The organism is Caballeronia arvi, assembly GCF_001544695.2.
Lineage (GTDB): Bacteria > Pseudomonadota > Gammaproteobacteria > Burkholderiales > Burkholderiaceae > Caballeronia > Caballeronia arvi.
In genome coordinates this window covers 1-25,754 of record NZ_FCOM02000028.1, presented here as the reverse complement: position 1 = coordinate 25,754, position 25,754 = coordinate 1, and the positions used below count along the sequence as shown (strand labels likewise).

Here is a 25,754-nt window from a genome sequence, read left to right as displayed (position 1 = left end):
CCCGGTCCGGGGCCGCTCTGCGACGGCTCGCGAACCGGCGCGCGCACCGGGCGGGGACTGCGGATTGCTTTTGCCGCTTATGCGCTTTCGTTACGCGCTTTCGAACAGACGCGTGAGCACGAACTCGCGATGGCCGAGCGTTTCGGCGGCGGTCCAGCGGCCGTTGGCCGTGGCGAGCATGCAGTCGAGCAGCTTGTCGCCGGTTTGATCGAGGTTCTGCTCGCGTTGCAGGATGCCGGACACATCCACATCGATGTGCTCGCCCATCGTGCGGACCGTGCGCGGATTCGCGCAGATCTTGATGACCGGCACGATCGCATTGCCGATCACGTTGCCCTGCCCCGTCGGGAAGAAATGCACCGCGAAGCCCGATGCCGCGCACAGCGTCACCATTTCCGCCGCGGCCGACGACGAATCCATGAACCACAGGCCCGAATGCGTCGGCTCTTCCGCTTTGTCGAGCACGCCGTCGACCATGCACTTCTTGCCGATCTTCTGGATGTTGCCGAGCGCCTTCTCTTCGATGGTCGTCAGGCCGCCCGCAATGTTGCCCTTGGTCGGCTGCGATTCGGAGAGGTCGTCCGTCTTCCAGCGGTTGATCATGTCCTGATAGCGGTCGAACATGAACTGGAAGCGCTCGCGCACGCCGTTATTCGCGCAGCGTGCCGCGACGATCTGCTCGCCGCCGGTGAGTTCCGACGTCTCGCCGAACACGAGCGTGTTGCCGAGACCATAGAGCTTGTCGAATGCGTTGCCGACGGTCGGGTTCGCGCCGCAGCCGGAAGTCGTGTCCGACTCGCCGCATTTGGTCGATACCCACAGCTCGCTGATCGGGCATTCCTCGCGCTCCAGCGCGGTCGCGTACTGGACCATCTCCTTCGCAGCCTTCGATGCACGCATGATCGTGTCGTGATCGCCGTGCAGTTCGATGCCGAAGCCCATCACCGGCTTGCCCGACTTGGCGATGCCGTCGACCACGCGCTTGGTCCAGCCTTCTTCGATGCCGATCACGATCACCGCCGCGACGTTCGGATTGGAGCCCGCGCCGATCAGCGTGCGGAAATGCAAGTCGAGGTCCGCGCCGAACTGCAGTCGGCCATAGGGATGCGGAATCGCCATCGTGCCTTTGATCGCGGCTTCGACGGCCATCGCGGCGGCGTTGGACAGATCGTCCACGGGAAGGATGATGACGTGATTACGCACGCCGACGCGGCCGTTTTCACGACGATAACCACGGAAGGTAGTGTCCAGTTGAAGTACGCTCATGGTGTTTCTCTCGATGTGGGGTGAAGTGGGCCTGACATAGCGCTGATTGCGCGAGGCTGATTACCAGCGCTTCGTCTTGATGTTGTGCACGTGTGCGTGTTCGCCCGCCGTGATCGACTGCACGACCTTGCCGATATCCACGCCGTACTTGAACACCGTGTCACCCACTTTCATGTCCTTGAGCGCGACCTTGTGACCGATGGGAATGTCCTGCTTCGCCGGGACCGTGACGATTTCGTCCTCGTCCATGATCCACGCGTTCAGTTGCGATCCCGCCTTGATGCCTTCGACGACCGCGACGCCCACCGTGTCTTTTGCCTCATGCAGCACGATATGGATCGTTCTGCGCTCGCCGCCTTCCGCCTTCGTTGCACTGCTTGCTCCCGCCGCTGCGTGACTCATGTGCTCCTCCTTTAGTGATGAACCGAAGGGACCGGCCAGATCGGCCCGGCGCCGTTCGTTGAGATGAATAGTAGGCTTCGATATCATCCATGTCAACTAACTCATCTATATGTGTTACATGTTTGTCGCGGACGGGTACAATGGGCGTCATCCAAAAAGAGAAGTCGAGGGAGGCGTGATGAGCACAGTCACAGCCATGCCGGTCGGTCCGGGCGGAACGCGGTACAAGGAAGTGAAGGAAGCCATGCTGGCCGCGCTGACCGCTCAGGAGTGGAAAGGCGGCGAAGTGATTCCTTCCGAGAAGAAGCTCGCGGAGCGCTTTGGCGTGTCGATCGGCACGCTGCGTAAAGCCATCGACGAGTTATGCGCGGAGAACATCCTCATTCGCCATCAGGGGCTCGGGACGTTCGTGGCCCAGCATCGGCGGGACCGGCATTTCTTCCGCTTTTTCCGCGTGGCGAGACGCGACGGCGACCAGACCTATCCGGTCGTCACGCTCGTCAACTTCAAGCGCGCGAAGTGCACGCCGGCGGTTGCGGCGCGTCTGAACATCGACGACGGCACGCGGCTGTTCGTCTTCACGAACGCGCTTGCACTGCACGAAAAAGTCGTAGTGGTCGATACGGTGATGCTGCCTGAGACGAAGTTTCCCGGCCTGACCGAGAGCATGTTGCGCAGCCGTTCCAACACTCTTTATAACTTCTATCAGGATGCGTTCGGCATCAACGTAACGGGCACGGATGAACGCCTGCGCGTGGCGTATGCGAGCGAACTCGAAAGCAAGCTGCTCGAAGTCGACGTTGGCGCGCCGGTGCTGGAAGTCGAACGGGTCGCGTATTCGCTCAATCAGAAACCCGTCGAGTATCGGCTCACACGCATCAATACGGAGCATTACGAGTACATTGCGAATACGACAAAGGCCAGCGAAAACGCATGATGTCTCAGCGCTGCATGCCGTGGGGCGGTCACGGCCGCCCCACGAATCTCAGGTTGCCGGGACCGGCGGCGTCGAAGCCGCGGCATCTTCGTCCTCAAGCACTGTTTCGCCGGGCTTTACGATCACAAACTGCACGGGCTGTTTTGCGATTTCTATTTGTCCGCCCGACAGCTTCACGGTCGTGAAGGTCGACGATTCCAGATCCCCCGCGGCCGGAAAATCTTCACGGAAATGCGCCCCGCGGGAGTTCTCTCGGGCGAGCGCAGCTTCCGTGATCACGCGGCTGACGGAGATAAGATTTCTCAGATTCAACCAGTCATGCCATTGAGCATTCAATGCGCGGTCGCCATCGACGACGCCAGTATCCATCAGCTTAGCCTGCATGCCAGAGAGGCTATCCCGGGCTTTGATGAGGCCCTCGTCGCTTCTGATGATGCCGACATCCTTCCACATGCATTCGAACAGCGACTCGCGGATCAACTCGAGATCTTTGCCCTTCTTGCCAAATGGTCGCTCTGCCTCGCTGATCGCGGCGAGGATCGACGGCTCATCGGGTGCCCGATAGCTGTTATTGGCCTGCACCCAGCGGGCCATGCTGTCGCCCGCGATGCCGCCGAACACGGTCGAATTCGCAACCCCGTTGCCGCCGAGACGGTTCGCGCCATGCACGCCGCCCGTATCCTCGCCGGCGGCGAAAAGCCCGGTCAGGTCCGTCTGGCAGTCCGCCTTGAACACCATGCCGCCCATCATATAGTGCGCCGTGGGAACGACTTCGACTTCGCCTCCGGCCAGATCGAATCCACAGTCGCCGCAGCGCTCGACCATGCCTTTGAACTGCTTGCGGACCTTATCGGGACCGAGATGGCTCATCTTGATGAACACGCCGCCATTGGGCGAGGTGCGGCCGGCGCGCATCTCCGAATAGATCCCGCGCGAGACGATATCGCGGGTTGCCCGCTCACCGCGCGCGTCGTACGAATGCATGAAGCGCTCGTGCCGACCGTTGAGAAGATGGCCGCCTGCGCCCCGGAGTCCTTCTTCGAGGACCGTGCCGGTCATCCGGGTGTGGCTGCCCGCAAGAAGCCCGGTCGGGTGAAACTGCACCATCTCCATGTCCCGCAGCGTCAGCCCCGCACGCAGCGCCATCGCAAGTCCATCGCAGCTCTTGTCACCCGAGGGCGTGTGATATTTGTACATGGTCGGGCCGCCGCCGGTCGCGAGCAATACTGCCTTGGCCTGCACGAACACGAACTCGCCGCTTCGCATGTCGATCATGAGCACGCCGGCCAGGCCATCGCCGCCGGGCGTCTTGATCAGTTCGATCGCGCGATGCTCCTCCAGCCGGTTGATCCCCCGGCTCCATACTTGTTCGGCAAGGCGATTGATGATCTCGATGCCGGTCAAGTCGCCCTTGTGCACGGTCCGGTCGAAGGTCTGCCCGGCAAATGCCTTCTGATGTATCGACCCATCGGGATTTCGGTCGAAGAAACAGCCCAGTTCGTTTTCCAGCTCGCGGACCCGCTCGACCGCCGTGCTCACCAACGTCCACGCCAGTTCCTGATTCGATAGCCACTTGCTGCCCTCGATCGTGTCCATGAAATGACGTTCGACGGAGTCTCCCGGCGCCAGCGCCACGTTATAGCCGCCCTGGACCATCCGGGTGCAGCCGCATTTGCCTAAAAGACCCTTCACGGCGACCGTGATCGACAATTGCGGCGCGTTCTGATGTGCGTGCAATGCGGCAAAGAGGCCCGCACCGCCCGAGCCGAGAATGAGAATATCGGTCTGGATTCGTTTGAGGTTCATGATGCATGCACTCCGAGGCTTTCGAGGGCAGCCGCCCGACGCCTGGCGGTCTCGTCCTTGACGGCATCGTAAAGACTGGTGCCTTGACTATCCATCGCGACGAGCAAAGGCCCGAAGCTTTTGATCTTGAATCGCCACAGCGACTCGGGATTCAGATCGTCGAGATCCACCGCCTCGATGCGCTCGATCCATGTCGTCTCCAGCGCCGCCGTGCCGCCAATGATGGCAAGGTAGACACCGCCGAGCTCTTTGAAGGCCGCTTTCGATCCGTCGCGCAAGCCGCCTTTTCCCACGATCATTCGGACGCCGTACTGTTTCATGAGCGGTCGGGTAAAGCGCTCCATGCGATCCGAAGTAGTCGTTCCGATGCAGACCGGCTGATAGCCTGCCGGATACTCGGCGCTCGGCGGAACCTTTCGAACATTGGGAGCGGTGTGAATGACCGCGTGTCCGCGCAGGTCGAAGTTCGTCGTTCGTCCCTTGTCGAACAGGTGAATCTGCGTTGCATCGCGGATGCCGTAGAGCGTCGTTTCCAGCGTGACCGTGTCGTTGACGCGCAGCTTGCGGATCGTGGCTTCGTCAACCGGGGTGGCGAGTTCGTAGTGGGCCATGGCCTCAGAATCCGTAAGTGATGCCTTCGTTTGAAAACACCGCCTTCGCGCGGCGAGCCGAGTGGCACTGCATGTTCACCGCGATCGGATTCATCGTGATGTGCGTGGACGCAAGTTCGATATGCACCGCGAACGCCGTGCTGTCGCCGCCCAGTCCCTGCGGCCCGATGCCGAGTTTGTTGACAGCTGCAGACAGCTCTTTTTCCAGCGCGGCGCCCTCCGGATCCTCGCAATGCGTCCCCAACTCGCGAGTCGCGGCCCGCTTGGCCAACGCAATCGAAAGGTCGGACGTTCCGCCAAGTCCCACACCGACGATCGTCGGCGGGCAGGTCTTCCCACCGGCAGAAACGGCACAGTCGATCACGAACGTTTTGATCGCGTCGATGCCCTCGGCGGGAACGGCCATCTTGAGGAAGGAGTTGTTCTCGGAGCCGCTTCCCTTCGGCACCATTTCCAGCGACACATGATCCGGCTCGGCCGAGAAATCGATATGAATCACCGGCACCTCGATGCCGCACGACGTATGGTTGTTTTTCCGCGAGAGCGGATGAACCACCGATGAGCGCAGCGGATGTTCCTTCGTCGCTCTCTCGCAACCGCGGCGAATCGCTTCCTTCAACTCGACCCCGTCGAAATTCACATGGCGCCCGATGCTCACGTTATAGATTGGAATCCCCGTGTCCTGGCAAAGGAGATTGTTCGTTTCTTCCGCGACGCGAATATTGGTTTTCATCGTCCCGAGCACGCGTTGCGCGACCGGCGACGTCTCGCTCGATGCGAGCATTTCGATTCCTGCTTTGACATCCGGCGGAAGGATCTTCAACGCGCGAATGTAGAGTTCCTTGGCCGTCTCCTCGACAGCTTTCAGGTCGAGTCTCATGTTCTCGTCTCCTACTTTGATTGTGGGGTGTACCGGTTCAGGCGAACATCAATGAACGAGTGCCAGGAGGAAAGCCAACCCGGTGCATGCACTCGCTCCTGCGCCCAGTGCGAGCCAGTTCTTTCGCAGACCGCTCCACGGAAGAAACTCGATAGCCAGCAAGCGCAAGCCGCCCATCAGATGAAGTGAGAGGAGGATGACCAGACCCCACTCGGCGAACTTGAATAGCGGTTTGTCGGTGAAGTGCAGAAAGCCATCCAGCGAGCCGTCATGCGAGAGCGTTTTGCCGAGGGCCCAGAAATGCACTGGAATGAAGAAGGCAAGCGCAAGTCCGGACAGGCGATGGACGATAAAGGCCCAGTACGCAGGGTGAGATTTGGCGCGGAAATCGTTCTTTCTCATCACAGGATGACTCCCATCACGGCTCGCAGGCCGAGCGCGAGCAAGCCAAGTGTGACAACGAGGCAGGCAACGTGAGCCGAACGACCGCGCCATCCGAGCCACTCTTCTGCAATCCTTAGCAGGCCGATCGGCACATGAACTGCACTCGCCAGAACAAAAAGTGAGTAGAAGCCGGCGAAGAACCAGTTCCTGTGAGTGCGCCCGAGAATCGCCTGTTCGCTAAGCCCGCTATGGACGGCGTAAATAATGACGACGATGTGCAGAACGACGCACCCGGCAAGCACCATCGCGCTCATGCGTTGCCAGTACCACAGGCGAGCCTGTGTTCGCAAAGTGAGTGTTTGCATCAAAGATCTCCCTCGATCGCAGCCTTCATCACGAGCCGCTTCAGTCCTGCAATGCTCGCGGTCGGCGATAGCTGTTTTGGGCAACGCTCCGTACAGGAACCCTGGGTGTGGCAGGAGTGACACCCGGCGTCTCCCGCGACAGCGCGTAGCCGCTCAGCTCCCTTGATGTCTCGCTCGTCATTCATCAAGGTCCACGCACGGTTCATCGCCGCAGGTCCAAGATAGTCGGGCCTCCAGGTCACGACGTCGCAAGACGAATAACACACTCCGCAACCGATACATTCGATACCTGCATCGGCCGCCTCACGCTTCCTGCTTTGCGGCGAGACTCGGCTGAAGTCATCTTTGCGCGTTCGTTCGCCTTTGAACTGGCCCTTCGCTTCCGCCCATTTGTCGAAGAAGGCCTCCATGTTCGTCGCCAGATCCTTGATGACCGGCAAATTGGAGAGCGGCGTGATTTCCAGCTCCCCGTCGGCGGCCACCTTCGATACATGGGTCCGGCAAGTCCACCGTGCTTTGCCGTTCACGTTCATCGCGCACGATCCGCACATGCCGACCCGGCAGGCGTATCGGAAGCCCAGGTCCGGTTGAAGATTGCGCTGGATGTACATCACCACGTCCAGCACGGTCTGGTTGTCGAACCGTGGCACATCGTAGGCAATCAGCTCGCCGGAGGTCCGCCCCCTCCAAACCTTTACACGGAGTGTCTTGTTGCTCATGTCGTCTCTGGTATTGTTGTGCATCGCCTGAGAAGAAGTCTGCGCGCACGGACTGCAAAGAAAAAGCGAATAATCCTGCGGGTTAGATAAAGGTTTTATTTACGTTTCCGCAGCCCGCCGCTTCTGCACGAACGCCATCTTTGTTTCATCGCGCTCCTTCTCCAGCCCCGAAATGACCAGCGTCGCCACGGCGTTGCCGATCATGTTGGTCACGGCGCGAATCTCCGAAATAAAGCGGTCGACGCCCAGAATCAACGCCGCGCCTTCTATCGGGATGTGTTTGAAAGCCGTCAAGGTCGCGAGCAGGGTGACGAATCCCGCGCCGGATACGCCGGCGGCGCCCTTCGAGCTGATCATGGAAAGCACCATGAGCGCGATCTGCTGGTCCCAGGACATCGGCACGCCATACGCCTGCGCAATGAACATGGCGCAGATCACCTGAGCGACGCACGTTCCATCCAGATTGAACGAGTAGCCCATCGGCATGACGATGCCGACCACCTGCTTTGGACAGCCCAGCGCCTCCAGCTTCTTGATGAGTTGAGGAAAGACGGATTCAGACGAAGTGGTCGCGAGCACCAGGAGGATTTCACCCTTCAGATGGCCCATCAGTCTCCAGAGACTGAAGCCGCTCATCCGGCAGATGGTTCCTATTACAACAACCAGAAAGAAGATGGTCGCAACGTAGACCGTGATCAGCAGCATGCCCAGTGAATGCAACGCTGACAGACCGTATTTTCCGACCGCGAAGCCCATCGCGCCGAGCGCCCCTAGGGGAGCGAGACGCATGATCAACGCGACGATACGAAACAAGACGTCGGAGACGGACTCGAAAAAAGAAAGTAGCGGCTTTCCCTTCGGGCCCAGATACGACAGGCCGATTGCAAAGAGACAAGCGATTACCACTATCTGCAGCATGTCACCCGAAGCGAACGGCCCCAGGAAGCTGCTGGGAATCATGTGCAGCAGGAAATCGACAAGACCACCGCTTCCGTGTTGCACTGAACTCTGATACTGGGCCAGGACATGCGTGTCGGTCGTGCCGACCTGCAAGTTCAATCCTTCACCCGGAGCAAGCAGGTTCACCATGAGCATGCCGACCAGCAACGCCAGCGTGGTGACCACTTCGAAATAGATAAAAGTCTTTCCCGCGACTTTGCCCAACGATTTGAGGTCCCCGATCTGGGATGCCCCACATACGATCGTCGTGAAGATGAGCGGTGGCGTGATCATCTTCACGAGTCGGATGAACGCATCGGACATCGGCTTCAACGACTGGCCGAAGTTCGGAAAGAAATGCCCGATCAAAACACCAATTACGATCGCGATTAGCACCTGCACATAGATGTGTCTCAAGCTGCGGCGAAGCATTGTGTCTCCTTCGGCTCATCGCTCTCGATGTCTCTGAGATGCGATGAGCGCGTTCATGGGTGCTGCGCCTCCTTCGCCTCTTCCAGGGCGGTGCGGTTCGCAGGCGCGCGACCTTAGCTGGGATGTTCCTCGTGAACAATGCGGGCTGATGCGCTTTCGTTACGCGCTTTCGAACAGGCGCGTGAGCACGAACTCGCGATGGCCGAGCGTTTCGGCTGCGGTCCAACGGCCGTTGGCCGTGGCGAGCATGCATTCGAGCAGCTTGTCGCCGGTTTGATCGAGGTTCTGCTCGCGTTGCAGGATGCCGGACACATCCACATCGATGTGTTCGCCCATCGTGCGCACCGTGCGCGGATTCGCGCAGATCTTGATGACCGGCACGATCGCATTGCCGATCACGTTGCCCTGCCCCGTCGGGAAGAAATGCACCGCGAAGCCCGATGCCGCGCACAGCGTCACCATTTCCGCCGCGGCCGACGACGAGTCCATGAACCACAGGCCCGAATGCGTCGGTTCTTCCGCTTTGTCGAGCACGCCGTCGACCATGCACTTCTTGCCGATCTTCTGGATGTTGCCGAGCGCCTTTTCTTCGATGGTCGTGAGGCCGCCCGCAATGTTGCCCTTGGTCGGCTGCGATTCGGAGAGATCGTCCGTCTTCCAGAGGTTGATCATGTCCTGATAGCGGTCGAACATGAACTGGAAGCGCTCGCGCACGCTGTCATTCGCGCAGCGCGCCGCGACGATCTGCTCGCCGCCGGTGAGTTCCGACGTCTCGCCGAACACGAGCGTGTTGCCGAGACCATAGAGCTTGTCGAATGCATTGCCGACGGTCGGGTTCGCGCCGCAACCGGAAGTCGTGTCCGACTCGCCGCATTTCGTCGAGACCCACAGCTCGCTGATCGGGCATTCCTCGCGCTCCAGCGCGGTCGCGTACTGGACCATCTCCTTCGCGGCCTTCGAGGCACGCATGATCGTGTCGTGATCGCCGTGCAGTTCGATGCCGAAGCCCATCACCGGCTTGCCCGACTTGGCGATGCCGTCGACCACGCGCTTGGTCCAGCCTTCCTCGATGCCGATCACGATCACCGCCGCGACGTTCGGATTGGAGCCCGCGCCGATCAGCGTGCGGAAATGCAAGTCGAGGTCCGCGCCGAACTGCAGGCGGCCGTACGGATGCGGAATCGCCATCGTGCCTTTGATCGCGGTTTCGACGGCCATCGCGGCGGCGTTGGACAGGTCGTCCACGGGAAGGATGATGACGTGATTACGCACGCCGACGCGGCCGTTCTCACGACGATAACCACGGAAGGTAGTGTCCAGTTGAAGTACGCTCATGGTGTTTCTCGAATTGATTGAGGGAGTGAGATCCGATCCGGCGTCGGTTGGATTACCAGCGCTTGGTCTTGATGTTGTGCACGTGGGCATGCTCGCCAGCGGTAATCGGAGCGACCACCTTGCCGATGTCGACGCCATACTTGAACACGGTGTCGCCCACGGCCATGTCCTTGAGCGCGACCTTGTGGCCAATCGGAATATCCTGCTTCGCCACTACCCGGATGACTTCGTCCTCATCCATAATCCAGGCATTGAGCGTCATCCCCGCGGTGATGCCTTCGACGACAGCAACACCGACCGTATCTTTAGCTTCATGCAAAACGGCGTGAATCATTTCATTTTCCTAATCGTATTAAATGTTAGCCAAATTCAATTTCTTCCAGCGTCTTCTCTCAAAGGAAAAGATTGAGTGCGGTTCTCGCGAAGAGGGTTATGCCGGATACGAGCAATACCAACCACAGCGTCTTGAGCAGTCGTGTCGGCGAGACTCTTCCACGAAACCACGTGCCCAGACCCAGGCCAATCGCACCACAAGGAAGCAGACAGAGCACCAACACCGGCACTTCCGGGTTTTGATACAGACCTGATGCGCTGAACAAGAGCAGTCTGAGCAACGCCGTGATCGTGATGAGCGTGCTGATGGTTGCCCGGCGTTGGTCTGCGTTGCTCAGCCGACCGGCCAGGTAAATTGTGTACAACGGCCCGCCTGTTCCGAAGATAGCTGTCAGACAGCCGCCGGCGAGGCCTAACGGCACCGACCACGCCGGTCGGATCGTGCCGAAGCTCTGGCGCGACACCAAACGCCACGTCGAATAAATGAGGAGCGTCCCTCCCAGCAGTAACTTCAGCGGTCCCTCAGGCGCCGCGACGAGGACGAACACGCCCGACAACAAGCCGATCACCAACCACGGCATCAATCGACGGAGTTCCGACGTTGAGACGAGCCGAATGCCTCGCATCCCAACGAGTACTCCAGCGGCCAGGTCCAGTATCAACATCACAGGCGTCGCGGTTCGGAGCGCTATGACTTGCGTGAGCACTGGGATTGCAACGATTGAAGAACCGAAACCAGTCAATCCGTAGACGAAATAGCCGACAGAGACGCTCAAGCCCGCGATTAGCAGTTGACCTGATGTGAACCCCGGCCATGCAGACACGAGCGAGTCGACCGTGTTGAAGAGCGCGCTGATCACGGCCGTGCCGAGCGCTGGGCGGCGCAGGCGGAATGTGTATTCATGTCGGTGTCTCCGAGTGTCGTAGGGCTTTTGCTCTTGTGTTGGAAGGATTATGATCGGGACGCCAATAAAGAAAAACCGAGTAATTATTGGCCTTAGCAAAAGCCTTGCTTTAGCATCGCTCAACTCGCTGCGAGGTGCGGGATGCCGTCGATCAGAACGCTGAAGATTTTTCTCACCGTCGCCCGCAGCGGCACCTTCGCGTCTGCGGGAGACCAGGTAGGGCTGACGCCGGCCGCCGTTGGATTGCAGATTCGCTCGCTCGAAGACGAACTGGGCGTTCAACTGTTCGACCGAAGCGCACGGGCCGTCGTGTTGAATCCGGTTGGTCGCTCGCTGGTGCGCCGGGCCGAGCAGGTCGTGAGTCAGTATGAACTGCTAGAGGCGTCTGTCAGCGGTGGCGAGATGTCCGGCACCGTCGTCATTGGTGCGTTGGTCTCCGCACTCATGGGCGCGTTCGCGGACGCTCTATGGTCCATCAGGCGCCGATACCCGAGCCTCGACGTACATTTGCTGGCAGGGATGTCGAGCGACTTTGCGCTCAAGGTAGAGAGTGGCGAACTGGACGCCGCCGTCGTCACGCAGTCACCCAGACCGCTTCCATCGAGTCTCAACTGGTGCCCGCTTTATTCCGAGCCGATGGTCCTGATCGTGCCTAGGTCTCCTCATTTCGAGCTCCCAGGGAACCCGCAACAGATGCTCGAGGCAGCGCCTTTCATGAGGTTCGAGCGAAGCACCTGGACTGGCATCCTCGTCCAGGATGTGCTCAAGCGTTGTGCTGTGCAAGTGAACGAAGCCATGGAATTGAATTCGATAGAAGCGATCATCGCCCTCGTACGTCAAGGCTTCGGCATCTCGATCGTTCCCAAACTGGCGAACGTCGCATGGGACAAGGACGACGCACTCGAACTCTTCCCGCTGGAGGGCGTGGACGTTCGGCGGCATGTAGGTTTGCTTGAGCGCGCCAGTCATGGGCGCATGAATTTCACAGGCGCGATAAAGAAATATTTCGATCAAGGCTGATGACCATCAAACGTCGAAGGCATCGATCGGACCAATGAAGTCTCTCTTTCCGACGTCGACGCCATTGGTGCGCAAGATCGCATAAGCCATGGCGACATGGAAGTAGACATTCGGAATCACGATTTGCAGCAGATAGTTTTCGCCGGAGAGCTTTCCAGGCACCCACGATACTTTCACGACCTGATTGGCCGCGCCGTCGTATCGATCGGCCGCAACGCTTTCAACAAACTCTATCGTCTTGCGGATGCGCGCACGCGCGTCTTCGAGCGTTTGCTCGTTATCTTCGTGTCGCGGAGGCTGCTGTCCCGACAGCCACGCGGCGCCACCCTTGAGATAGTCGCAAGCGCTCTGGATCTGATAGAGCAGACCGCCCATGTCCGGAGCGAGGCGCGTCGACAGCAGGACGGCGACATCGAACTTCTTCGCATGCGCGAAGCGGTCCGCCTTGTCGAGATACGTCTCCATCGTTCTGACTGCTTCCGTGCATTGCGCGATAGCCCGTGCATACATTGTGAATCTCCAGAGAGAGAGCGAACCTTCGCAATTTACTTCCCCTACAATATGCAACCTGATTCCACGTGAGCAAACGCGGTGGACCGACTAGAAGCCATGGAAATGCTCGTGACCGCGGCGGACGGGGGAAGCCTGTCGGCGGCAGCGCGCGAACTGAAGATTCCTGTCAGCACGCTCACTCGCAAGGTCGCCGATCTCGAAGAGCTGCTCGGGACCCGGCTGCTCATACGAACCACGCGCAAACTAACGTTGACAGACGCGGGCATGGCTTACGTCGCGGCGGCGCGCCGCATCCTCGAACTCGTGCGCGAACAGGAACACGAAGCCACAGGTGAGTTTGCGACCGCGCGAGGCGAGCTGGTAGTCACCGCACCCGTGCAGCTTGGCCGCCTCCATGTATTACCGGTCATCAACCAGTTCCTCGCACAGTATCCGGACATCACGGTTCGGCTCCTTCTCTCCGACCGGAATATCGACCTCATCGATTCGCACGCGGATCTCGCCGTGCGAATCGGTGAACTGCCGGACAGCAATATGATCGCCACGCGCATCGGTTCATTGCGCCCGATCGTGTGCGCGAGTCCGGCCTTCCTCGCCAGAATCACGCCGCCGCACGAACCCGACGACCTTGTGAAGCACGCGTGCGTTGTCTTCAATAGCCCGTACCTGTCGCCCTGGCGATTTCGGCTTCCGTCGACGCAAAGGGTCTACCTGCTGGAAGTGAAGCCCCGGCTCGAAGTCACGTCACCCGACGCCGCCGTGAGTGCCGCAGCGGACGACGCAGGCATCACCTATGTGTTCGAGCACGACGCCGACGAAGCGCTCAGCAATGGACGACTCGAAGTACTTCTACCACAGTTCGAGATCGAACCAGTGCCGGTCCATCTGGTTCATGTGTCCAGAAACCTCATGGCGATCAAATTGCGGCACTTCATCGATTTCGCGGCGCCGAAACTAAGGGAATCCTTGTCCCGATTCGGCAAGCAGAAACGGCACTAACGCGCGGGCGATAACGCTCATGAGTCCTCGCGCTCTTCGCTGAGCACCCGATCATTGCGGTTCTCGATGACAGCGCGCGTTCTCTTCGTCGCGCCAGGGCCGGCAGCGAAGCGAACGTCCCGATAGGCCAGCGCTTGTCCGCCCTGTCCGCGAACCTCCATCGCCTCCACGGGGCTTCCGCTCGCATGTTCGACGAGTTCGACAGGCGGTAACCGCATGTATTCGCGCGTTCCGCAATCGGGAAGCGTTCGAGAATCTCCAGTTCGATCAACCGCTCGCCCACCTCGTCGAGGGCGCGAGCGATCGAGCGATCCATTGCGTCGAATCGTTTTCTGTACATGACGGACGCATCCTAACTTAAGTTGCTTCATGCAACTTAACCACTTTGCGGGGAACAGCTTCCCGGTTTCGGTCGGTAGTGCGATCCGGTTGGCTCCCCTATAGTTTCGTCACGCAATGCAATGAAAACAGAGTCCAATTTACCGTTCATTCGAGCTTTAAGGAAACCGTGATGTCCAAAGCAAACATCTTCCGTCATTTGCACGATCGATCGACACCTCTGCGCTTACCGAATGCCTGGGATGCAGGCAGCGCGCGTCTCATCGAGGCGCAAGGTGCATCCGCAATTGCGACGACGAGTGCAGGCTTTGCGTGGGCGCTGGGTTATCCCGACGGGCGCATGCTTCCGTTCGATGAAGTCGTCGCTTCGGTTCGACGTATCGTTCGGGTCCTTGAAGTGCCCTTGTCGGTCGACGTGGAAAACGGCTACTCCGACGATCCGAAGGTCGTCGCACATCAGGTGATGCAACTGGTGGATCGGGGCATCGCCGGCATCAATATCGAGGATGGCCGGGACGCCCCGTCGCTTCTGGCAGCGAAGATCGAGGCGATCAAGGATGCCCTCGCGAAAGCCGGCCTCGACCTCTTCGTCAACGCGCGCAGCGACGTATTTCTTGCCAGCCTCGTCGCGAAGGCGAGGCAGCCGCAAGAAGCGATTGCGCGCGCGAAGCTGTATGCATCGGCGGGCGCGGATGGTCTTTTTCTTCCCGCGCTCGTGCGGCCTTCCGATATCGAGGCAATTGTCGGCGCAACCCGTCTGCCTCTGAACGTCATGGCGCTCCCGGGCCTGGCCGATGCGGAGGCCCTCGGAGAACTCGGAGTGCGCCGACTCAGCGCAGGCAGCGGCATCGCGCAGGTCGTGCTCGGCAGGGCGAAGGCAATGGCAAAGCACTTCCTGGCGCATGGTCGTTCTGAAGCACTCGATGACGGGCCGTTGCCGTACTCCGAGATTCAGCAACTTTTCGCCTGAATTCTGTATCAACGAACACACAATGGAGAGTGTCATGATGCTTCAAGGAAAACGCGCTTTGGTCACCGGAGCGAGTCGCGGGATCGGAGCTTCAATCGCAAAGGGTTTGGCGGCTGCCGGCGCGGATGTAGCGATCACGTATGAAAAGTCGTCAGAACAGGCGACGCACGTCGTGAACGCGATCGAAGCCGAGGGCCGCCGCGGTATCGCGATCCAGGCCGATAGCGCCGATGCCACGGCGGTTCAGGCGTCCGTGCAGAAGACGGTCGAGGCGTTGGGCGGACTCGATATTCTGGTCAACAACGCCGGCATTCTCCGGATGGGCGATGTGAAGGACATCTCCATAGAAGACATCGACGCGACGCTCGACGTCAATGTACGCGCACCGATTCTGGCCGCGAAATCCGCGATTCCCCATCTCGCTGCGGGCGGACGCATCATTTCGATCGGCAGCTATTTTGCCGACCGGGTTCCCGCTTCGATGCTCGGTGTCTATTCGGCCTCCAAGTCCGCGCTCGTTGCATTCACTCAGGGTCTGGCGAGAGAGCTCGGCCCGCAAGGTATTACGGCGAACCTGGTACAGCCCGGCTCCATCAATACGGAAATGAACCCCGTGGAAGGCCCGTTCGGGGCGACGTTGAAAGCGCTGACGGCCACCGGCGACTACGGAACAGGCGAAGACATTGCGCAAGCGGTGGTCTTTCTTGCGAGCGCCAACGCGAGCTATATCACCGGTGCAACGCTCACGGTCGACGGCGGCGCCAACGCCTGAGGACGTTGGCGGCATGCTGCCGGTCAGGCCGTTTCACCGCCGGCGAGCGGCCTCCTCACTCCAGAGGGTATGGTTGAATCACTCAGGCTTGTTCTATTCGGATCGTTGGTATCGCGCTTAGTGGCAACGCAGTACGTTTGACGAACAACGTGGCTGCTTCACGATCGGGCTTTTTGCCGAGAAAGTCCTGAAGGCTGTTCCTCGCCAAGCCCTAGCTCACGATGATTGCTGTAGCCTCGGTCATGGCGACGCTCAGGCGTTACTCGTCGTGAGGCGGCTCCTGTTGCGTTTCCTGCCGTTGGATGCTTCGCGTCAGCGAATGCGGCGCCTATGATCAGCATCGAACTGTTCACGGAAATCACGGGCGATCGCAATCCGCTGAACTACGACGAAGCGCTCGCGAAGCAGTCCCCTCTCGGCGGTCTGATCGTGCAAGGCGGTGTCACGTCGGGCATGTTGAACGCCATCGTCGCGGAGGCGTTGCCCCGTCCCGGCACCGTGTTCCTCGGAATGGAGCTGAAGTTTTCGAAGGGCGTGCTCGTCGGCGATACAGTCACTGGCCGCGTCGAAGTGAAATCCGTGCGCGAAGACAAGCCCATCGGCAACGTGGAAGTCTCCGTCACGAATCAGAAGGGTGAGGTTTGTTTGAGCGGCACCGCGACGACTTACACCATGCCGTTGAAGCAGACCTGAGGCATCAGGCCCGTTCTCGCGAAAGATCAACGCGCGGCGCAAGCCGCCGGTGCGTCGAGCGTCCACGCCATCGACGCGCCCGCGATCTGCCGAATGCGCTTCTTGTCGATCTTGCCGACCGATGTTCGGGGAATCGCATCGATGAAGGCCCAGCGCTCGGGAATCCACCATTTCGCGACGCGGCCGAGCAGATGCGCGCGAAGCTCCGATGCATTCGCCGTCTCGTCCGGCTTCAATACGACAATGGCGGCGGGCCGCTCCTGCCAGCGCTCGTCCGCGACCGCGATCACGGCGGCATCCAGCACCGATGGATGCGTGCGAATGGCGTTCTCCAGCGCCAGCGACGGAATCCATTCGCCGCCCGATTTAATGGCGTCCTTCAGTCTGTCGGTGAGGCAGATGAAGCCATCGGCATCCACGGTGCCGAGGTCGCCGGTGCGCAGCCAGCCATCCTGCAGATGATTCCGTTCTTCGACATCCAGATATGACTGCGTGACCCACGGCCCGCGAATCTGGATCTCGCCGACCGCGACGCCGTCGGCCGGCAGCGTGGCGCCGTCGAGATCGGACACGCGCACTTCGAGCCCGCAGACCACTCGCCCCTGCGCCGATGCGCAACGCCGCCGATCGTCCGCGCTGCTGGCCCACGCCGGCGTTTGCGCGATCGCGGACATGGACGAGGTCTCGGTCATGCCCCACGCCTGAACCATTCGGATGCCGAGCGCCGCGTAGTCGTCGACGAGCCGTTGCGGCACTTGCGCGCCACCGCAACTCACCGATTTGAGGCGGCCGAGACCGCTCATGCCGCGCGTGCGCATCTCGGCGAGGACATCGGACCAGATCGTCGGCACGCCGGCCGCGATCGTCGGCGCTTCGGCTTTGATGAGCGCGATCAATGCCGATGGCTGCATCGACGCGCCGGGAAGAATCAGATCGCAACCGGCCATCAACGCGGCGAACGGAAGGCCCCAGCCGTTCACGTGATAAAGCGGCACGGCGGGCAGCAGACAGTCGTTGCTGCTGAGGCCCACGGAGTTCGCGGTGCAGATGCTCATCGCCTGAAGCCAGATCGAGCGATGGCTATAGGCGACACCTTTCGGCAATCCTGTCGTGCCGCCGGTAAAGCAGATAATGGCCGCCTCGTTTTCGTCGATGTCGGGCCAGTCGATGCGCGGCACGCCATCGGCAATGAGCGTTTCGTAGTCGATGGTTTCGCATGGCATGAGCGGCGCGGCGCTCGGCGTTCGTGGTCCCACTGTGACCACGAGCCGCAACTTCGGCAGCCGATGCGCGAACGATGCGAACGTTTCGAGGTTCTGGCTATCGAGCATGATGACTTCGTCGTTTGCATGCTCCGCGATGTAGGCCTGCTGATCCGCGTGCAGCCTCACGTTGATCGTGTGCAGGATGCGGCCGCTCGCGGGCACGCCGAGATACGCCTCCAGATGTTCGCGCGATGCCCCGGCCAACGTGCCGACGACCGTTCCCGTCGGAAAGCCACGCTGATCGAGCGCGTGCGCGAGCCGTCCCGCACGCTGCGCCAGGTCGGCGAAAGTCTGTTCGACGCGAAGGCCATCGGCCGTGACGGATACGATCCGCGACCGTCCATTCACGCGGCACGCATGACGCAGCAGCAGCGCAAGGCCGAGCTGATTCGCCTGCATCGTACTTTTCATCGTTGTCTCCGCTGATTTGTACTACGTACTATTTTTGACGCGATCGAACGCGGACGGCGTCGGATGATCGCCCCCCGCACATCGGGTATCGAATGATCAAAGCTTGCCGTAGCGCGAGTCGCGCCAGTCGAGCGCCTTGCGCAGACCCTCTTCCTTCACGCGCTGAGCGAAGCCGAGCTTCTCCGGCGAATAGGCTGCATTGAGCGTCGCGGCGACGTCGAGGTTTGCATTGACGGCCTGACGCAAACCCATCGCCTCATACGCGCGCGTCAGTGCGATCTTCGTGAGCTTCAACGTGATGTTCGGTGTCACGGCGATCTTCCGCGCGAGCTTCTCGACTGTCTCGATCAGTTCATCCGTGGAAACGACGCGGTTGATCAGCCCGATTTTTTCCGCCTCCGCTGCGGAGATCACGTCGCCGGTTAGCAGCAGTTCGTTGGTCTTTTTCTGGCCGATGAGAAACGGCATCAGGATCGTCACTGGCCCCGAACCAAAGCGGATTTCCGGCTCGCCGAACTGGGATCGCTCGGTCGCGATGATCATGTCGCAGGCCATCGCGAGTTCGCATGCGCCAGCGAGACACCACCCGTCGACTGCGGCGATCGTCGGCTTGTGCGAGGCCCAGACGGACATCGACAGATCCACGTTGCGCGTGAGCGCGTTGTGCCAGTCCTCCGGCCGCTCGATGCCCGCCGCGACCTCCTCGGCGATGTCGTAGCCGACCGAAAACGCCTTGCCCGTGCCCTTGATGACGATCACGCGAACGGCGTCGTCCTCGTTCAGCTTTTGAATCCACTGCCGCATCGTGATGACCACCGTGGACGACAAGGCATTGAGCTTGTCCGGGCGATTGATGGCGAGCCATGCGATACCCTCTCGCACGTCACAGCGTATGACTTCGTTTGCATCTTCCTGCATGACGCATCTCCTGTGAGCAACGGTTGCGGATATTTTCAGGAACCCTCGACCACGAGCCGGGGAACCATGCGGATCGCCGTCGCGAAGTTCGAATAGTTCGGCGATGTTTTCATCACGATGGCGTGAAGCTCTTCCAGCTTCTCGCGCGGCGCATTCGACTTGATGCGCACTGTGTAGCTAACCTCTTTGTATCCCGGCTTCACCGATGCATCGAGTCCCAGAAAGCCGCGCAGATCGAGTTGGCCGAAGCTCTCGATTTCGAGCTTCTCCAGCTTGATGCCCATCACGGCCGCATTGGCCGCGTAGCCCACCGACATGCACGCGTTCAGCGCCGCGAGCAGAAGCTCCTGCGGATTCGGCGCCGAGTTGGTGCCGAGCAGTTCGACCGGTTCGTCGGCGGCGATATCGAAACTACGTTCGATGGTCTTGCCGCCGAGCTGATAACTCGAAACCGTGGCCGAGGTCTTCGTCTGGTTCGCCCACTTGGTCGTGACCTTGAAGCCTGCCGTTCCGGTCTCGGCTCGTTGTTTGACATCGTTCGCGAATGCGCCCAATGCGTCGACGTCAATGCCGTTCATGTTCATGATTCGCTCCTGAAAATAGGGTTGTCGTGCAGCACTCAGGCCTTGTCGAACGCGTCCAGCGTGCGCGCGGAATAGACCAGCGCAGCGCCCGCGTTGAGATTGATCGCGACGCCCAGGGCTTCGGCCAGTTCGTCCTTGGTCGCGCCCGCCTTCTTGGCTTCGGCTGCGTGGAATGCGATGCATCCATCGCAGCGCGTGGTGACGGCAACCGCGAGAGAAATCAGCTCTCGCGTTTTCGCATCGAGATGATTCGTTTTTTCACCGGCCTGCGCGAGCGACGCGACGCCTTGCATCGTCGAAGGCGTGAGCTTGCCGAGCTGAGCGAGTCGTTCGTTCAGATCACCCCGGTACTTGTTCCAGTCAAACATGTGAGCCCCTGTTGAAGTAGCGTGAAGCGAATTCTAAACCTTCTAGTTGGTAGGTCGATGAATGAAAGCGCGAATTGCAAACCTACCACCTGGATGGTACAGTGCGCGAAAACTCGTCTACCTGCGAATATGGAAATCACCACGCGCACCAAAATTCTTTCGCTCGCCGAGCGGCTGCTTCGCACTCGCGGATACGCTGACTTCAGCTATGCGGATCTCGTCGATGAAGTGGGCGTTCGCAAAGCGAGCATCCACCATCACTTTCCGACGAAGGAACAGTTAGGCGTGGAGGTGGTCGCGGACTATCTCGCGCGCTTTGGCGAAGAGCTTGAAGCAATTATTGCGCATCACCAGAGCGCGCCGCGACGACTGGGCGCGTATGCGGAACTGTTCAGCGCGTCGCTGTTCGACGGCACATTTCCGCTATGCACTGCGCTCGCGGCCGAACTGGCCGCCCTGCCCGAGCGAATGCAGGATCAGACGAAGACGTTCTTCCAGATTCATCTGGATTGGCTCGAACGCGTCGTGCAGCAAGGGAAGAAAGTAGGCGAACTGGACGGCGCGCCTACCGCGCGGAAGGCGGCGACTATCCTGCTCAATGCGATCGAAGGCGGCGCGGTGGTCGCGTGGGCGCTCGGCAAGCCCGAATTGGTGACGGTGAGCTTCGACGAGCTGGTCCGGATGTGGAGCTGCAAGACGCGGTGATGCGTCGTCGCAGCGTCATTCCGCGCTGAACGCGTGACGAAATCGCCTGCTCGCATTGGCAGGCGTGGATTTAAGTCGTTGCAGCGTGATGGCGGCGATTATCGATCTTCGGGGAAGAGCGCTGCCTGAACCATCGCACGCGCGGTGGCGTTCCGATCCACCAGAAACCGATCGCGATCTTTTCCGTTGATTTAGTTCGGGGCGCGTCTGCACTCGATCTAGTCGCTGACGGGATCCAGGTATCGCGCGAACGCGTCGACTGCTTCGGCTTCGGGCACGCCGGGCTTTCGGCCCATTAATTCATTCAGTGTGCTGCGACTGTCAGTCGTCCCTCTGCGAAGGATCCCAGGCTGCTATATGCGTTTCGTTCTCCAGAGTTATCTCGCCGGCGCTGCCGCTTGCGCTGCCTTCCTGTTATCCGGCCATTCTGCGATCGCTCAGGTCAACTCGTTTCACATACTAAAGGGTTCGGGCGTCGTCCCGATTGCGAACACGCAATCGAACCCGCCATGGAATCAGCTGGACGATAATAATCAGCCGGCCGGTTACGATGTTGATGTGGCACGCGAGATCGCACTCAGGATCGGAATCGGCAAGGTGCAGTTTGTCGCCGATACATTGGCGAATTTCGTTGATGATCTGCGTACAGGAAAATACGATCTCGTAGTGAACAGTATGGCCGCGACGGGGGGAACGGATAAAAGTTTTGGACTTTTCCATCCCCTAGCAGCAATGGGCCGCGGGCGTTCATCAACATGCTTAGGGCGCGCTCCGTTGAGCCGGGCGTTGAACGACATCGCTGGACGTACCGACTGCCCGCATCGGATTCCGTAACACGCTTGCTGAGTTCGTGGCGGACGATGTTCGATAGAGCCAGCACCACGGACGTCCGTCTCGCCACCCCAGTAATTGGCGGTGGCGCACAGGTTTAGCCAGCTGCCGGCCGTGGTCCGTCATCCCTCCCGCGACGACAGGTGAGTTAGAATAAGGTGCAGTCTTCACCGGAGGATCGCTCACCATGCAGGTGAAAAGCTGGGTTGGACAGATTGAGCGCGAATGGCGACAGCTTCGCAGCGCCGACAACACGCTTGATGTGGAGAAATTCTTCAGACATGTGATCGCTGCGAACAAAACAGGATTTCTGTCGGCGGAGTCACTGGCCGCTATCTCGAATGCGCTTTTGACCAGCGCCATTCCCGGGGCGCCTCACCTCGGTCGCCGCCTGCTCGATCGCGTCGGCGCAAACCGCCGTCCTACGTTGCGTGTTGCGCTCGCCATTTCGCTCGTCACACCAACGGGCGGTGACGCCGACTTTGCAACGGGAAACGCGATCCTTGACGACGTCATGAAGGATGACACCGCGGAGGGTCCCCTCCGCGGCATCGCGGCCGCGGCCCTCGCAGATAGCGCTCGCCTGGGACGAGGAATGGAAGCTGATGCAGACCACGCCCGCTCACTCTACGAACGAGCCGTCGATCTTGGCCACAAGGCATCCGCCCACAACTTGGGCCTTTTCTGGGAAGGCGTCTGGGGCTCATCGTCTGCCGACGTCCGGCCAGATCGCCAAAGGGCGATACAGATGTACCGACGCGGGGGCGATGATTCGCGGTGTCAACGCCGCATTCAGGCTTCGCGATAGACCCCGTCACCTCGGTGACAGCATCTCATTTGGACTGGCGATCACGGGCATACGCGTTGACGACGAGCGGGCTGCCGCCATACTGACCGCAGAAGTCGCTGATGCGGGCTTGCTGTGCTCTGTAAGACTTATCAATCTCGTCGAGTGTGCCGACTGACGTGTAGCGCTTCTCGTCGGGGAAGAGTTCCTTGAGCAGACCTTGACACGACTGGTTCAGCACGGCGTGGCCGTACATCCGAACGGCCTGATGCAGCACCGGCCAGCGATTGTTTTCTGTATGCCGAAAGAATTTGATCGCCGAGTCAACCATGAGCAGGACGACGTGCTGCGACTGTGCCTCCAAGCCACGCGACGCCCAATACGCCACAATGTCTTCGACCAGCGAAGCGTGGAAGTCTTCGAAGGCTGCCGGCGTATTTATGTCGTCAAAATCGAACTCGCCCGATTTGAATCGTTTGACCAAGCCAGCAACCCACGCCTCATATGTTTCCTTCCGCACATCCGTCAACTTGATATTCATCTCACGCCAGGCCGCGTTGTCGATTCCGCCAAAGGCGCCTTCCGGATGTGTCGCCAGCCGGCTTTCGCCTCGTGGGACATAGGTCTCGTAGTCGTCAGCAATCTTTTTATTGATCGTCATTGCGATGCTCCTGTTGTGGGTGTTTCGAGGCGTTGATTCAATCCCGTGATGCACGTCGGTTAGCGTTCGGACCGGGATAAATTCCTCGCCATCAACTATATCTTGCGCTGGTCAAACGCGAAGCTATCAACGAGACCGCCGTCCCCCACGCGTGAATAATCATGTGAAGCGGCCGTGCTTGTTTCGCCTCGCGCCGCTCAAAGCCGTGCAATGCAATGAAGCGAGGCGCTTCCCCAACGTTGAAGAGCCGATCAATGAGCTACCGCACCTTCTGCTCCGGCAGACGACTCATGCAGCGTGAATTGAGATTGAGCGACCGCGAAAAGCGGATGTGGATTCGCGCGGCGTCGATCGCCTGGATGCGGCATGCCTTCGTCCGACCCGCTGCGCCAATCTCGAGTTCGCAAGCGCTAGGCTGCTTTCGCACCTCGCGCCGCAAAATCAATGGGGCTGCCGCGTTTTGATGTCCCGCAAAGCGCAGGGGAAGACGTGACACGCAGCACGCAATGATTCTCTGAAACATCGCCGATTGAACTGTAGTTGCGGGCGTTTCACTTGCCGCACCGGTCCCAACGACTGGGCCGCTTCTATTAAGACGAGATGAAGGGGCAGTTTTGCCGTTCGCCCCGGCGCGATGCCCTGTTCGTTTGCGTCGTCCGTGATGAATTCTTGAGGGCAGAATCTCTTGTAGACTATGCGCGCACCGTAAGCCTCAACCTCCATGTCCACCTCCTTCAAACCAACAACTGAGCAACGCGCAGTCGTGGAAGCGGTCATCGGCGGCGGTGATCTCAAAGTCAAAGCCTACGCCGGCGCCGGCAAGACCTCGACGTTGCGACTGGTCGCCCATCAACTGACGGGCAAGCGGGGAGCGTACCTCGCGTTCAACAAGGAGATCGCAGATTCGGCGCGCCGCGGATTTCCGCCCAACGTCAGCTCGCGCACCGTGCATTCGCTTGCGTACGCGGGCGTAGCCCGGTCATTGACGGCTCGTGTGAACCTAACCGCCGAGCCGCTCCACGAGTTATCCGCACGCTACGGAGTGGGTGCGATCGAAGTTCCGACCATTGCCGGCAAAGACGTCGAGATCGCGCCTTTCGAGATCGGAAGGATGATCGTCGACGGCTTGGGCCGGTTTTGCCGCTCGCCGGATACGACTCCGCGCCCTTCGCACATTCCGGTCGACGAGAAGGTGCAACAAGAGGCTGCCGACTGGCTGCGCGATAACCTGCTGCAAAGCGTGGTGCGCTTGTGGCACGAGAGCATCGATCCACGTGGGCGCAGCGCGATTCTGCCGGACGTTTATCTGAAAGTCTGGGCGCAGCAAAAACCCCGCATCAACGCCGATTTCATCCTCTTCGACGAAGCGCAGGACAGTGATGGCGTCATGCTGTCGGTGCTCGGCCGGCAGCGCCACGCCCAGATCATCTACGTCGGCGATCCCTATCAGCAGATTTATGAGTGGCGCGGTGCGATCAATGCGATGGCGCAGATCGACGCACCGGAGCGCCCCCTCACTGAATCATTCCGCTTTGGACCGACGCTCGCGGCGCTCGCGAGTCGCGTGCTCGCGCTGCTGGGTGAACCCACGCCCATCCGGGGCCAGCCAGGCATTGGCTCGATCATGGTTGAAGATCCGGCGCTTTCGCCACCGGTCGATGCCATCCTGTGCCGAAAGAACGCGACGGCCATCTGGCAATTGGCTGCAGGCCTCGAGATGGGTCATCGACCCGCCATTCGCATGAGTGCCGGCGAGATCGTCGCGTTCGCGGACGGCGCCGATCAACTGCTCGCAGGTCGGCGTGCGTTTCGCCCACTGGCCTTTGCGTTGTTCGAAAGCTGGAACGACGTCCAGTCATTCGCGCGCTGCGCGGCCGGCCAAGACTTACTGCCGATCGTCCAGATTGTCGACGAACGTGGCACCGATTATCTTCGCACCCTCGCGCGGCGCATAACGCCCGAACGCGAGGCCGATTACGTCATCTCGACGGTGCACCGCGCCAAGGGGCTTGAATGGAAGCGCGTCAAAGTCGTGAACGATTTTCGCTTCATGATCGCTGATGGTCGACTCACGTTGGACGAAGACGAGATGCGACTCCTCTATGTCGCGGTGACGCGAGCACAGCACGTGCTCGATATTTCCGACCTTCGCGAACCACTCTTGAGGTTGTTCAACGGTCATCGATGAACTTGCGAGTACGCATCATCTTGGGATAGTCGTACCTTTTCGCGCATATTCTCGCGGTTTGTTTCGAAAATGCCTTCCTGACCAATGGCACGCAAGTTTAAGCTTCGATAAATGCCAGTGCGCGGCAAAGCCCTACTGGATAATGGTCTGCGCTAACTCAACGCCAGAATTTGCACGAGAGGTACGAACCCCAGATAACGCTAGCCGCGGTGGACATCAGGCCGTTCCGGCGCGTTGCCCGGCTTGACCTCGGTGCCGCTGCTGCCGCCCGGAGGCGTATCGCCGGACGGCGGCGGCATGTTCTTCGGCGGACGCGGCGGACGATCCGCCATGATGTCACTGATCTGGTCCGCATCGATGGTTTCCCATTCGAGCAGCGCCTTGGTCATCGCCTCGACCTTGTCGCGGCTGTCTTC

At 60.1% G+C, this 25,754-nt stretch carries 29 protein-coding genes and 1 pseudogene; 11 read left to right on the top strand and 19 right to left on the bottom strand.

All coding sequences use genetic code 11. From position 1 onward, the window contains the following. Positions 1-90 precede the first annotated feature (90 nt). Positions 91-1,266, bottom strand: a complete 1,176-nt coding sequence (locus AWB74_RS26000) for a UxaA family hydrolase (protein WP_061149544.1) — start codon at positions 1,264-1,266, stop codon at positions 91-93. A 60-nt stretch (positions 1,267-1,326) separates the two neighbouring features. Beyond that, a complete protein-coding gene (locus AWB74_RS25995; protein ID WP_061149591.1) occupies positions 1,327-1,596 on the bottom strand; it encodes a UxaA family hydrolase in 270 nt (89 codons plus the stop codon). 250 nt (positions 1,597-1,846) lie between these two features. Between AWB74_RS25995 and AWB74_RS25990 the strand changes: the two genes are divergently transcribed. After that, positions 1,847-2,605, top strand: coding sequence for a GntR family transcriptional regulator (locus AWB74_RS25990; RefSeq protein WP_061149543.1), 759 nt, complete (start codon positions 1,847-1,849; stop codon positions 2,603-2,605). Between the two features lie 48 nt (positions 2,606-2,653). Here AWB74_RS25990 and AWB74_RS25985 read toward each other — a convergent pair whose 3' ends face one another. The 10 genes from AWB74_RS25985 to AWB74_RS25940 all read right to left on the bottom strand — a co-directional run bounded on the left by AWB74_RS25985 (position 2,654) and on the right by AWB74_RS25940 (position 11,269). Next, a complete protein-coding gene (locus AWB74_RS25985; protein ID WP_061149542.1) occupies positions 2,654-4,411 on the bottom strand; it encodes an L-aspartate oxidase in 1,758 nt (585 codons plus the stop codon). Continuing rightward, positions 4,408-5,022, bottom strand: coding sequence for a fumarate hydratase C-terminal domain-containing protein (locus tag AWB74_RS25980; RefSeq protein ID WP_061149541.1), 615 nt, complete (start codon positions 5,020-5,022; stop codon positions 4,408-4,410). Before AWB74_RS25980 ends, AWB74_RS25985 begins: the two co-directional genes overlap by 4 nt. A 4-nt stretch (positions 5,023-5,026) precedes the next feature. Continuing rightward, a complete protein-coding gene (locus AWB74_RS25975; protein WP_061149540.1) occupies positions 5,027-5,902 on the bottom strand; it encodes a fumarate hydratase in 876 nt (291 codons plus the stop codon). A gap of 48 nt (positions 5,903-5,950) precedes the next feature. After that, positions 5,951-6,304: a succinate dehydrogenase, cytochrome b556 subunit gene (gene sdhC, locus AWB74_RS25970; RefSeq protein WP_061149539.1), complete on the bottom strand. Its 354-nt coding sequence runs from the start codon at positions 6,302-6,304 to the stop codon at positions 5,951-5,953. Beyond that, a complete protein-coding gene (locus tag AWB74_RS25965) occupies positions 6,304-6,651 on the bottom strand; it encodes a succinate dehydrogenase (protein WP_061149538.1) in 348 nt (115 codons plus the stop codon). Before AWB74_RS25965 ends, sdhC begins: the two co-directional genes overlap by 1 nt. Beyond that, entirely contained in the window at positions 6,651-7,370 is a 720-nt protein-coding gene (locus AWB74_RS25960) for a succinate dehydrogenase/fumarate reductase iron-sulfur subunit (RefSeq protein WP_061149590.1), read from the bottom strand. The genes AWB74_RS25965 and AWB74_RS25960 overlap by 1 nt, the downstream gene beginning before the upstream one ends. 99 nt (positions 7,371-7,469) lie before the next feature. Then, positions 7,470-8,741, bottom strand: coding sequence for a C4-dicarboxylate transporter DctA (gene dctA / locus AWB74_RS25955; protein ID WP_061149537.1), 1,272 nt, complete (start codon positions 8,739-8,741; stop codon positions 7,470-7,472). 159 nt (positions 8,742-8,900) lie between these two features. Next, a complete protein-coding gene (locus AWB74_RS25950; RefSeq protein WP_061149536.1) occupies positions 8,901-10,076 on the bottom strand; it encodes a UxaA family hydrolase in 1,176 nt (391 codons plus the stop codon). 52 nt (positions 10,077-10,128) lie between these two features. Beyond that, positions 10,129-10,410 (bottom strand): UxaA family hydrolase, encoded by a 282-nt coding sequence (locus tag AWB74_RS25945; protein WP_061149535.1) that lies wholly within the window; start codon positions 10,408-10,410, stop codon positions 10,129-10,131. 58 nt (positions 10,411-10,468) lie between these two features. Then, positions 10,469-11,269, bottom strand: a complete 801-nt coding sequence (locus tag AWB74_RS25940; protein WP_061149534.1) for a sulfite exporter TauE/SafE family protein — start codon at positions 11,267-11,269, stop codon at positions 10,469-10,471. Between the two features lie 186 nt (positions 11,270-11,455). On the opposite strand from AWB74_RS25940, the gene AWB74_RS25935 reads away from it, so the two are divergent. Then, complete coding sequence (locus tag AWB74_RS25935; RefSeq protein ID WP_061149533.1) at positions 11,456-12,334, top strand: LysR family transcriptional regulator; 879 nt, start codon at positions 11,456-11,458, stop codon at positions 12,332-12,334. Positions 12,335-12,340: 6 nt separating this feature from the next. Here the strand turns inward: AWB74_RS25935 and AWB74_RS25930 are convergent, their stop codons facing one another. Beyond that, positions 12,341-12,844 (bottom strand): DUF1993 domain-containing protein, encoded by a 504-nt coding sequence (locus tag AWB74_RS25930; protein ID WP_061149532.1) that lies wholly within the window; start codon positions 12,842-12,844, stop codon positions 12,341-12,343. A gap of 99 nt (positions 12,845-12,943) precedes the next feature. On the opposite strand from AWB74_RS25930, the gene AWB74_RS25925 reads away from it, so the two are divergent. The 4 genes from AWB74_RS25925 (at position 12,944) to AWB74_RS25905 (ending at position 16,620) form a co-directional block, all read left to right on the top strand. Next, the gene (locus AWB74_RS25925) at positions 12,944-13,846 is read left to right on the top strand and encodes a LysR family transcriptional regulator (RefSeq protein ID WP_268811203.1); all 903 of its coding nucleotides are present in this window, start codon (positions 12,944-12,946) and stop codon (positions 13,844-13,846) included. 511 nt (positions 13,847-14,357) lie between these two features. Beyond that, a complete protein-coding gene (locus AWB74_RS25915) occupies positions 14,358-15,155 on the top strand; it encodes an isocitrate lyase/PEP mutase family protein (protein ID WP_061149529.1) in 798 nt (265 codons plus the stop codon). Between the two features lie 34 nt (positions 15,156-15,189). After that, complete coding sequence (locus AWB74_RS25910; protein WP_061149589.1) at positions 15,190-15,927, top strand: SDR family NAD(P)-dependent oxidoreductase; 738 nt, start codon at positions 15,190-15,192, stop codon at positions 15,925-15,927. Between the two features lie 330 nt (positions 15,928-16,257). Next, positions 16,258-16,620: a MaoC family dehydratase gene (locus tag AWB74_RS25905; RefSeq protein WP_087039195.1), complete on the top strand. Its 363-nt coding sequence runs from the start codon at positions 16,258-16,260 to the stop codon at positions 16,618-16,620. 26 nt (positions 16,621-16,646) lie between these two features. Here the strand turns inward: AWB74_RS25905 and AWB74_RS25900 are convergent, their stop codons facing one another. From AWB74_RS25900 to AWB74_RS25885, 4 genes are all read right to left on the bottom strand, one after another. Continuing rightward, the gene (locus AWB74_RS25900) at positions 16,647-18,296 is read right to left on the bottom strand and encodes a long-chain fatty acid--CoA ligase (protein WP_061149528.1); all 1,650 of its coding nucleotides are present in this window, start codon (positions 18,294-18,296) and stop codon (positions 16,647-16,649) included. Positions 18,297-18,392: 96 nt separating this feature from the next. Then, positions 18,393-19,214, bottom strand: a complete 822-nt coding sequence (locus tag AWB74_RS25895; RefSeq protein WP_061149527.1) for an enoyl-CoA hydratase/isomerase family protein — start codon at positions 19,212-19,214, stop codon at positions 18,393-18,395. A gap of 35 nt (positions 19,215-19,249) precedes the next feature. Continuing rightward, on the bottom strand, positions 19,250-19,798 hold the full coding sequence (locus AWB74_RS25890) for an OsmC family protein (RefSeq protein WP_061149526.1): 549 nt from the start codon (positions 19,796-19,798) through the stop codon (positions 19,250-19,252). Between the two features lie 35 nt (positions 19,799-19,833). Next, positions 19,834-20,166: a carboxymuconolactone decarboxylase family protein gene (locus AWB74_RS25885; protein ID WP_061149525.1), complete on the bottom strand. Its 333-nt coding sequence runs from the start codon at positions 20,164-20,166 to the stop codon at positions 19,834-19,836. 129 nt (positions 20,167-20,295) lie between these two features. On the opposite strand from AWB74_RS25885, the gene AWB74_RS25880 reads away from it, so the two are divergent. The 3 genes from AWB74_RS25880 (at position 20,296) to AWB74_RS25870 (ending at position 22,510) form a co-directional block, all read left to right on the top strand. Continuing rightward, entirely contained in the window at positions 20,296-20,871 is a 576-nt protein-coding gene (locus AWB74_RS25880) for a TetR/AcrR family transcriptional regulator (protein ID WP_061149524.1), read from the top strand. 357 nt (positions 20,872-21,228) lie between these two features. Next, complete coding sequence (locus tag AWB74_RS25875; protein ID WP_061149523.1) at positions 21,229-21,705, top strand: transporter substrate-binding domain-containing protein; 477 nt, start codon at positions 21,229-21,231, stop codon at positions 21,703-21,705. Between the two features lie 184 nt (positions 21,706-21,889). Beyond that, positions 21,890-22,510 (top strand): SEL1-like repeat protein, encoded by a 621-nt coding sequence (locus AWB74_RS25870; RefSeq protein ID WP_061149522.1) that lies wholly within the window; start codon positions 21,890-21,892, stop codon positions 22,508-22,510. 25 nt (positions 22,511-22,535) lie between these two features. On the opposite strand, the gene AWB74_RS25865 is transcribed toward AWB74_RS25870, so the two are convergent. After that, positions 22,536-23,150, bottom strand: coding sequence for a hypothetical protein (locus AWB74_RS25865; RefSeq protein ID WP_061149521.1), 615 nt, complete (start codon positions 23,148-23,150; stop codon positions 22,536-22,538). 254 nt (positions 23,151-23,404) lie between these two features. Here AWB74_RS25865 and AWB74_RS45765 point away from each other — a divergent pair, with 254 nt between their 5' ends. Beyond that, positions 23,405-23,614, top strand: a complete 210-nt coding sequence (locus AWB74_RS45765; protein ID WP_143749311.1) for a hypothetical protein — start codon at positions 23,405-23,407, stop codon at positions 23,612-23,614. 257 nt (positions 23,615-23,871) lie between these two features. Beyond that, the gene (locus AWB74_RS25855) at positions 23,872-25,338 is read left to right on the top strand and encodes a UvrD-helicase domain-containing protein (protein WP_061149519.1); all 1,467 of its coding nucleotides are present in this window, start codon (positions 23,872-23,874) and stop codon (positions 25,336-25,338) included. A gap of 200 nt (positions 25,339-25,538) precedes the next feature. On the opposite strand, the pseudogene AWB74_RS25850 reads toward AWB74_RS25855, so the two are convergent. Further along, a pseudogene (locus tag AWB74_RS25850) lies at positions 25,539-25,754 on the bottom strand (ATP-dependent zinc metalloprotease FtsH); the annotation flags it as partial.

Coding starts and splice junctions, on each gene's coding strand:
- AWB74_RS26000 (WP_061149544.1), bottom strand. CDS start 1,266: ATGAGCGTACTTCAACTGGACACTACCTTCCGTGGTTATCGTCGTGAA.
- AWB74_RS25990 (WP_061149543.1), top strand. CDS start 1,847: ATGAGCACAGTCACAGCCATGCCGGTCGGTCCGGGCGGAACGCGGTAC.
- AWB74_RS25985 (WP_061149542.1), bottom strand. CDS start 4,411: ATGAACCTCAAACGAATCCAGACCGATATTCTCATTCTCGGCTCGGGC.
- AWB74_RS25980 (WP_061149541.1), bottom strand. CDS start 5,022: ATGGCCCACTACGAACTCGCCACCCCGGTTGACGAAGCCACGATCCGC.
- AWB74_RS25975 (WP_061149540.1), bottom strand. CDS start 5,902: ATGAGACTCGACCTGAAAGCTGTCGAGGAGACGGCCAAGGAACTCTAC.
- sdhC (WP_061149539.1), bottom strand. CDS start 6,304: ATGAGAAAGAACGATTTCCGCGCCAAATCTCACCCTGCGTACTGGGCC.
- AWB74_RS25965 (WP_061149538.1), bottom strand. CDS start 6,651: ATGCAAACACTCACTTTGCGAACACAGGCTCGCCTGTGGTACTGGCAA.
- AWB74_RS25960 (WP_061149590.1), bottom strand. CDS start 7,370: ATGAGCAACAAGACACTCCGTGTAAAGGTTTGGAGGGGGCGGACCTCC.
- dctA (WP_061149537.1), bottom strand. CDS start 8,741: ATGCTTCGCCGCAGCTTGAGACACATCTATGTGCAGGTGCTAATCGCG.
- AWB74_RS25950 (WP_061149536.1), bottom strand. CDS start 10,076: ATGAGCGTACTTCAACTGGACACTACCTTCCGTGGTTATCGTCGTGAG.
- AWB74_RS25945 (WP_061149535.1), bottom strand. CDS start 10,410: ATGATTCACGCCGTTTTGCATGAAGCTAAAGATACGGTCGGTGTTGCT.
- AWB74_RS25935 (WP_061149533.1), top strand. CDS start 11,456: ATGCCGTCGATCAGAACGCTGAAGATTTTTCTCACCGTCGCCCGCAGC.
- AWB74_RS25930 (WP_061149532.1), bottom strand. CDS start 12,844: ATGTATGCACGGGCTATCGCGCAATGCACGGAAGCAGTCAGAACGATG.
- AWB74_RS25925 (WP_268811203.1), top strand. CDS start 12,944: ATGGAAATGCTCGTGACCGCGGCGGACGGGGGAAGCCTGTCGGCGGCA.
- AWB74_RS25915 (WP_061149529.1), top strand. CDS start 14,358: ATGTCCAAAGCAAACATCTTCCGTCATTTGCACGATCGATCGACACCT.
- AWB74_RS25910 (WP_061149589.1), top strand. CDS start 15,190: ATGATGCTTCAAGGAAAACGCGCTTTGGTCACCGGAGCGAGTCGCGGG.
- AWB74_RS25905 (WP_087039195.1), top strand. CDS start 16,258: ATGATCAGCATCGAACTGTTCACGGAAATCACGGGCGATCGCAATCCG.
- AWB74_RS25900 (WP_061149528.1), bottom strand. CDS start 18,296: ATGAAAAGTACGATGCAGGCGAATCAGCTCGGCCTTGCGCTGCTGCTG.
- AWB74_RS25895 (WP_061149527.1), bottom strand. CDS start 19,214: ATGCAGGAAGATGCAAACGAAGTCATACGCTGTGACGTGCGAGAGGGT.
- AWB74_RS25890 (WP_061149526.1), bottom strand. CDS start 19,798: ATGAACATGAACGGCATTGACGTCGACGCATTGGGCGCATTCGCGAAC.
- AWB74_RS25885 (WP_061149525.1), bottom strand. CDS start 20,166: ATGTTTGACTGGAACAAGTACCGGGGTGATCTGAACGAACGACTCGCT.
- AWB74_RS25880 (WP_061149524.1), top strand. CDS start 20,296: ATGGAAATCACCACGCGCACCAAAATTCTTTCGCTCGCCGAGCGGCTG.
- AWB74_RS25875 (WP_061149523.1), top strand. CDS start 21,229: ATGCGTTTCGTTCTCCAGAGTTATCTCGCCGGCGCTGCCGCTTGCGCT.
- AWB74_RS25870 (WP_061149522.1), top strand. CDS start 21,890: ATGCAGGTGAAAAGCTGGGTTGGACAGATTGAGCGCGAATGGCGACAG.
- AWB74_RS25865 (WP_061149521.1), bottom strand. CDS start 23,150: ATGACGATCAATAAAAAGATTGCTGACGACTACGAGACCTATGTCCCA.
- AWB74_RS45765 (WP_143749311.1), top strand. CDS start 23,405: ATGAGCTACCGCACCTTCTGCTCCGGCAGACGACTCATGCAGCGTGAA.
- AWB74_RS25855 (WP_061149519.1), top strand. CDS start 23,872: ATGTCCACCTCCTTCAAACCAACAACTGAGCAACGCGCAGTCGTGGAA.